8 protein-coding genes are annotated in these 6,000 nt (G+C 53.3%); 5 read left to right on the top strand and 3 right to left on the bottom strand.

Annotated features, from left to right (window positions below):
* From AC52PS_RS09900 to AC52PS_RS09890, 3 genes are all read left to right on the top strand, one after another.
* On the top strand, positions 1 to 371 hold a 371-nt coding region (locus tag AC52PS_RS09900), incomplete at its 5' end, for a sterol desaturase family protein (RefSeq protein WP_495562903.1).
* On the top strand, positions 364 to 972 hold the full coding sequence (locus AC52PS_RS09895; RefSeq protein ID WP_495562902.1) for a CDP-alcohol phosphatidyltransferase family protein: 609 nt from the start codon (positions 364 to 366) through the stop codon (positions 970 to 972). The genes AC52PS_RS09900 and AC52PS_RS09895, both read left to right, overlap by 8 nt.
* A 155-nt stretch (positions 973 to 1,127) precedes the next feature.
* Complete coding sequence (locus AC52PS_RS09890) at positions 1,128 to 2,345, top strand: alpha/beta hydrolase family protein (RefSeq protein ID WP_495562901.1); 1,218 nt, start codon at positions 1,128 to 1,130, stop codon at positions 2,343 to 2,345.
* Positions 2,346 to 2,393: 48 nt separating this feature from the next.
* On the opposite strand, the gene AC52PS_RS09885 is transcribed toward AC52PS_RS09890, so the two are convergent.
* From AC52PS_RS09885 to AC52PS_RS09875, 3 genes are read right to left on the bottom strand one after another with little or no spacing between them, the layout of a single operon-like run.
* Positions 2,394 to 2,828, bottom strand: coding sequence for a secondary thiamine-phosphate synthase enzyme YjbQ (locus AC52PS_RS09885; RefSeq protein ID WP_495562900.1), 435 nt, complete (start codon positions 2,826 to 2,828; stop codon positions 2,394 to 2,396).
* Positions 2,825 to 3,523, bottom strand: a complete 699-nt coding sequence (locus tag AC52PS_RS09880) for an SDR family NAD(P)-dependent oxidoreductase (RefSeq protein WP_495562899.1) — start codon at positions 3,521 to 3,523, stop codon at positions 2,825 to 2,827. Before AC52PS_RS09880 ends, AC52PS_RS09885 begins: the two co-directional genes overlap by 4 nt.
* 58 nt (positions 3,524 to 3,581) lie before the next feature.
* Positions 3,582 to 4,991, bottom strand: coding sequence for a mercuric reductase (locus AC52PS_RS09875; protein WP_495562898.1), 1,410 nt, complete (start codon positions 4,989 to 4,991; stop codon positions 3,582 to 3,584).
* Between the two features lie 159 nt (positions 4,992 to 5,150).
* On the opposite strand from AC52PS_RS09875, the gene AC52PS_RS09870 reads away from it, so the two are divergent.
* Both AC52PS_RS09870 and AC52PS_RS09865 read left to right on the top strand, forming a co-directional pair.
* The gene (locus AC52PS_RS09870; protein ID WP_495562897.1) at positions 5,151 to 5,516 is read left to right on the top strand and encodes a DUF5684 domain-containing protein; all 366 of its coding nucleotides are present in this window, start codon (positions 5,151 to 5,153) and stop codon (positions 5,514 to 5,516) included.
* 70 nt (positions 5,517 to 5,586) lie between these two features.
* A complete protein-coding gene (locus tag AC52PS_RS09865) occupies positions 5,587 to 5,946 on the top strand; it encodes a PilZ domain-containing protein (protein WP_495562896.1) in 360 nt (119 codons plus the stop codon).
* Positions 5,947 to 6,000 lie beyond the last annotated feature (54 nt).

The raw sequence follows: 6,000 nt of genomic DNA, 5'->3' as shown, positions 1-6,000 counted from the left end.
ATGGGAATTTCCGTATTCCCCCGAGGCTTGAGGCATGGCTGAGAAAATTCATTATCACCCCTCAGATGCACCGCACACATCACTCGCTCCATGCCGATGAGAGAAACAGCAATTTCGGCTTTTTTCTTTCTGTGTGGGACAGAATTTTTTCCACATACACCCACAGGCCCCGGGACGGTGAACGTCGTATGAAGGTGGGAATGCCCGGGCTTATTGATGCCCGGGTGAACCGAATTGATCGAATGGTTGCCGAACCGTTTCTCCCCTATCCCCGGACTGAAGGACATGGGGGAGTTAAAACCCCGCAGGAAACAGAACTACAGCAGAGGAAGATACACAACAGCTCCGGCGTGGAGGATAGGGATGTTTGACAGCGAATTGAGGGTAGCGAAAGACCGACTCCTGTCTCTTATAATCCGGCCTTTTCAACACATCCACCCCATCACAATTACCATGCTCTCTTTTACTGCCGGTCTGGGTGCCGTGTATTTGCTTGTCCGGGGAATCACCATTGCTGCCCTGGTTTTATGGGCGTTAAACCGGATATTGGACGGCCTGGATGGTTTGGTTGCCAGGAGCTACGGGAAGCAAAGTGACAGCGGCGGATACATCGATATTATCGCCGACTTTATCATTTACAGCGCAATACCCCTGGCCATATCTATAAGGCTGGGAAGCTCCGGGAGTTTTCTGGCAGCCGCGGTACTCCTTGGCAGCTTTTATATTAATGGCGCGGTGTGGATGTCCGGATCCGCCCTTATGGAAAAGAGGCGAACCAGGGGGGATGCCCGGGGGAGTACCTCCATGATTATGCCCCGGGGGCTGATTGAGGGGTTTGAGACCATAGTGTTCTTCACTCTGATGATGCTCCTGCCTGGAAGCTTCTCCCTTTTGGCGTACATAATGGCAGGACTGACCTTTGCCGGTGGCCTTCTGCGGTTTTTCCAAACCCTCTCCATACTTCAGAAATAACAACTCAGAGCATCGGGGGAAAAAATAGTCGGGCCGTACCATATTCCGGACATCTGAGCGTCATTCAAAATCGCTGATTTTCGAAATCGCCTCATCAAAAAATCATGTTATAAATCTATTGCCTCCGCTAGCCTGACGGCGATATGCTTTCCAGCATGAAGAAACAACATATTCAGAAAATTGTGCTGATATCCGGGGCGATTGTCGGCTCCCTGGCTTTTGTTGCCCTGCTCCTTCTCTGGGGAATAGCGATGCCGCCCAGAAACCTTCCTGATCCCTCTGGTCCCTATCCGGTTGGCACTCTCGTGTATGATCTGGTGGATGAAAGCAGAATGGAAGCATATTCATCCGTTCAGGAGCACCGAAAAATCCGCGTCCAGCTCTGGTACCCCGGCGAGCCACCCGTCGGGCGTCAGGACCCGGAAGACTGGATGAGCGACGGCCCCCGGCAGGTCCGTTCAATCGTGAAAAACCATGGCTTTCCCCCGTTCATCTGGGATCATACCCGGTTCATGAAATCCAACAGCTATCGGGGCCTTGCGCCCGCATCCGATACGGGAACCATACCGGTAATTCTCATATCCCACGGCTGGGAGGGCTACCGGGGGCTTCATGCGGACATTGCAGAAGAGCTTGCCAGCCGGGGATTTCTGGTTGCCGCCCCCGAGCATAACTACGGCAGCGCTGCGGTGCGTTTTGAAGACGGGCGCATAGTTCGCTCCTCGGATGATGTGCTGCCGGACCGGAATCAGCGGGACAGTTTTATTCTGGAAGCAAACCAGCTTGTAAAAACCTTCAGTTCCGACAGTTCCTTTCTCCTGGATCAGCTCAGCCTGGTAAACCGGGGACTGCCCCACGCAGGTCCTGAGCGTCTTTCCGTTCTTCAGGATCGAATCGATACCACCCGTACAGGGGTAATCGGACATTCCACCGGCGGGGGCGCAATGGTCCATTTTGCTTTAAGCGATCCACGGCCCGATGCACTGATGGTCTACGATGCCTGGGTGGAACCCATTGCCGCTGATGCCTTGGAGCGAGACGGTTATGACCGGGGGAAGGGTTTCGATCTTATGGATCGGGAGCTGACCATTCCCTCACGTTTTGTCCGCAGCGAAAGCTGGAACGGAGGAATTAACGACGGGTACCTGGTTCCATTTGTCCGTGCACAGAACCCGGATCGGGTTAGGTTGACCGAGATTGCCGGAACAACCCATCAGCAGTTCACCACCCTCTACATGTACGCGCCGGTTGTCCGCTGGCTGGGGATGCTCGGGGAGGTGGATCCCTTCGATTTTGCAGAAGAGCTTCGTATGGAGACGGCAGAATTTTTCCGCACCCATCTCCTGTCCGCTCCAATTGCGGAAGGGGAGTAGATAGAGTCTTCTGGAGCGCCCGGGATGAATAATGGCTGGGAGACCGGCCTATTGTACCCGGGCTTCGCCCCATGCGCTTGCAATAATTCTTCGTCGGCCTCCACGGTTGCGGTGTTCACAGAGATATATCCCCTGCCATGTTCCCAGAAGCGGGCGGCCGCCGTTGATGGGGATTTCCACCGAGGAACCCAGCAAGGCGGCTTTGGCGTGGGCGGGCATGTCATCTGCACCTTCATAGGTGTGGGTAAGAAAGGGCAGATCGCCGGGTACTAAATGATTAAGAATGGCTTCCATATCAACCCGTACCTCAGGATCGGCATTTTCATTAAGGATTAGTGAGGCCGAGGTGTGGGCTATATGGAGATGAACAAGCCCCTGGGAGAACTCGTTGATCCACTGCAGCTGGCTGAAGATATCCCGGGTAACCAGATGACATCCTCTGGGGTGGGGTGAAAGCTCAATTTCATCCTGCCTGAAAATCATAGATAATACACTCCGGTTTCGTTTCGGGGACGGGATTCCTCAATAATTTCACATATCAGCTGTCCAAGCTCCTCGGCGCTGAACCAGCTGTCCATGTTATCCACCATTCGCTCCCTGGTTTTCAACGGCTGGGTGGGGATGAGGGTGGAAACCTGGATTCTGGTGCCATGGGCTTCCTCTCTGAGGACCTGTCCCATCATTTTTTGAGCCCCTGCCAGTACAGAGATGGCCCCGGATTCCGGAACGGGTTTTTCACTGGCCGAGCCGTTAATCATCACATATTCCCCATCATTCACCTGGTAAAAGTATTCCATCACCGGTTTCATAAACATGAAATGGGAATTGAGATTATTGGTGAGCAGGGTCTGCCAGTCTTTCAGGGGCATACGGTGCAGGCTGTATCCGTAGTACCATCCTCCCAGAGACGCCACTGCCATATCCAGGCGGCCGTATGTCTCGATAACATAGCTCATCAGATGATCCATGGAAGCCTCATCGGTTATTACCGTGTGCTGCAGATCCAGGCCGTCCAGGAGCGCAGGCGGGACAGCCCCGCGCAGGCTGTCCGCCTTTCCGGAATTGCGAAAAGGCACCACAACCCGGGCACCTCTGTTCAGAAGGCTTTTTACAATGCCTTCGCCCACGTAGCCCGTACCTCCCGCCACCAGGGCTATGGAATTGCTGACAGTTTTCATCATTAACTCCTCGTATTAACTATAATGAATGGCGGAGTGAATATGCAAAAATAGCTGATTAGCCTGAGGTTTGTATTTCACTTAATCCATCGAACATAAACGGTATCAGTTCAGAAACGGTGGGGTGAGGGAATACGGTGTTCTGAATGATGGTGTAGGGGAGTTTTGCCTGTACTGCAAGGGCAAGCATGGAGATAATCTCATCGCCCCCCACCCCGAACACTGTGGCCCCAAGAATGCTGTTATTTTCCGGATGCACCAATATCCGTATTTGTCCTGCGGTTTCATCCCGTTCCTTGGCTCTTGCGACGTTCTCCATGGGCATGTGTGCAAGTCGGTAGGGAACTCCCTGGGCACGGGCCATGCTTTCGTTCAAACCTACACGGGCCAGAGGGGGGTCGCTGTAGAGAGCATAGATCAATGTTCGGTCAGCCACGGTTTTGGAGCCTCCTTTTCTCTGAGATAGGTACACCTGACCGTCGTGGACCGAAGTATGGGTGAATGCCCCCCTGCCGTTTACATCTCCCAGAGCATAAATATGGCTGACGGAGGTGCGGCAGACGTCATCTACGCTGATAAAACCCCGCTCATCGGTATTCACCCCCGCGGCTTCCAGATTCAACCCATCGCTGTTGGGATTCCTCCCGGTGGCTATGAGGAGAATGTCAGAACGGAGGATCTCCGTTTCCCCGCCGGGAGAGTTGACCTCCAGTTCCAGTTCGCCATTGCTGACCGGCGATGCCCGGAGAGCTTCCGTCCCGGTGAGTATCCGAATACCCTCGGATTCCAGCACCTTCTGCAGTTCACTGCTGATATCAGGATCTTCCCGGGGGACCAGCCGTTCACTGTGCTGGATAATGCTAACTTCACTGCCCAGGCGGCGGAATGCCTGGGCGAACTCCACCCCGATGTACGATCCTCCGAGAACCAGAAGCCGTTTTGGGAGCTCCTCCAGATCCAGAATACCCGAATTGTCCACCCAGGCTACGCTGTTCAGACCTGGAATCTCCGGGATTCTGGCCCGGGTACCGGTGTGTATGAGAATCTCACTGCCGGAGATCCGGGTGCCGTCTATTTCTACAGTTCGGGAATCGATGAATCGGGCCCTGCCGGGGTAAAAATCGGTGCTCTCTTCCAGCCATTTCTGAAAACCATCGGTGGCAGGCATCCGGATGCCGTTCACCCGTTCCATTACCCGGGCAAAATCTGTTTGGGCCCCGTCTGTGGTAGACCCGCCGGCGGCCGCCCCGCCAGAGGAAATCCCAAAATCCGGCCCCCGCTTGACCATGTGTGAAGCCCGGGCACTTGCTATGAGGGTTTTGGTGGGGGTGCAGCCCCAGTTCACGCAGCTGCCCCCGACACGGTCGGATTCCACGGTGGCTACTGATAATCCTTCCTTAAGCAGTTCCGGCAGGATAGTGCCGGTGGCCTGGCCGGTTCCGATAATGATTACATCATAATTTTTCATGGATGGGCTCCTTTTTCCCCGGGGTAGCGGGACTCTTTGAGAACAAGGTACGGAAAAATAATTGTATCTACAAGTAAAAATTTCTGATAATTTCGGGCAGATTTACTCCAAGTATATTAGACTCTAATAAAATACCATTATTTCCATACAGGAGGTTTTATGGAGCCCTATACTTCAGAGCTTGGAGCTCAGTTCGGCATTGCAACAACATTGCTCATGCTCGCCGTTGCCGTTTTTTACCTTGTTACCGGGTGGAAAATTTTCACCAAGGCAGGTAAACCGGGATGGGCGGTGATTATTCCCATTTACAACATCGTAGTGATGCTGGAAATCGTTCAGCGGCCCATCTGGTGGATCATTCTCTTTTTTATTCCTGTGGTGAACGTGGTGATAGCCATTATGATGCTTGTAGACCTTGCAAAGGTGTTTGGAAAAGGAACCGGCTTCGCTCTGGGACTCATATTTCTAAGCTTTATCTTTTACCCCATTCTGGCCTTCGGTTCCGCCAGCTATGAGGGACGCTGACGCAAAGCGATTCACATGAGTTTCCCGCTGGAGTTTGCGCTCCGGCGGGGAACATCCTATAGTTGAATACATGGAAAACCGGAGAAAACAGGTCAGAAGCGATATCTCCTGGCCCATTTATCAGCGTACAGATGAGGGGCGGGAGCAAATAGGCGAAGTGCTGAATATTTCGCTCAACGGCCTGATGATGAACCTCAGCCGGAATGGCGATCCACGGCTGAACGGCCATTTCGATCTCTTTGTATGTAAACCCCATCTTTCGGAGAGCCTTCTGGAAATCCGTGGCGAAACAGTCTGGAGTGAACCGTCCAAAGACGGCAGTGTTTGGGGCCTGAGTTTTGCGGATGTTGAGGAAGCCAGCAGAAAAATTCTCGGCCGGTTTATCAGGGACGATGAGGATTTGGTGGTGGAGCTTGAGTTGAAACGCTGAGTGCAGCTTTTGTATCTACGGAGAGAACGGCCAGATGACCGGATATGTGGATTA

This window comes from Salinispira sp. (assembly GCF_059431795.1).
Note: the sequence above shows the minus strand (reverse complement) of the source record. Positions and strands in the feature narration are given on the sequence as shown.

Bases quoted from the DNA above. Each gene is read 5' to 3' on its own strand.
- AC52PS_RS09880 (WP_495562899.1), bottom strand. From the start codon at position 3,523: ATGAAAACTGTCAGCAATTCCATAGCCCTGGTGGCGGGAGGTACGGGC.
- AC52PS_RS09895 (WP_495562902.1), top strand. From the start codon at position 364: ATGTTTGACAGCGAATTGAGGGTAGCGAAAGACCGACTCCTGTCTCTT.
- AC52PS_RS09865 (WP_495562896.1), top strand. From the start codon at position 5,587: ATGGAAAACCGGAGAAAACAGGTCAGAAGCGATATCTCCTGGCCCATT.
- AC52PS_RS09885 (WP_495562900.1), bottom strand. From the start codon at position 2,828: ATGATTTTCAGGCAGGATGAAATTGAGCTTTCACCCCACCCCAGAGGA.
- AC52PS_RS09870 (WP_495562897.1), top strand. From the start codon at position 5,151: ATGGAGCCCTATACTTCAGAGCTTGGAGCTCAGTTCGGCATTGCAACA.
- AC52PS_RS09890 (WP_495562901.1), top strand. From the start codon at position 1,128: ATGAAGAAACAACATATTCAGAAAATTGTGCTGATATCCGGGGCGATT.
- AC52PS_RS09875 (WP_495562898.1), bottom strand. From the start codon at position 4,991: ATGAAAAATTATGATGTAATCATTATCGGAACCGGCCAGGCCACCGGC.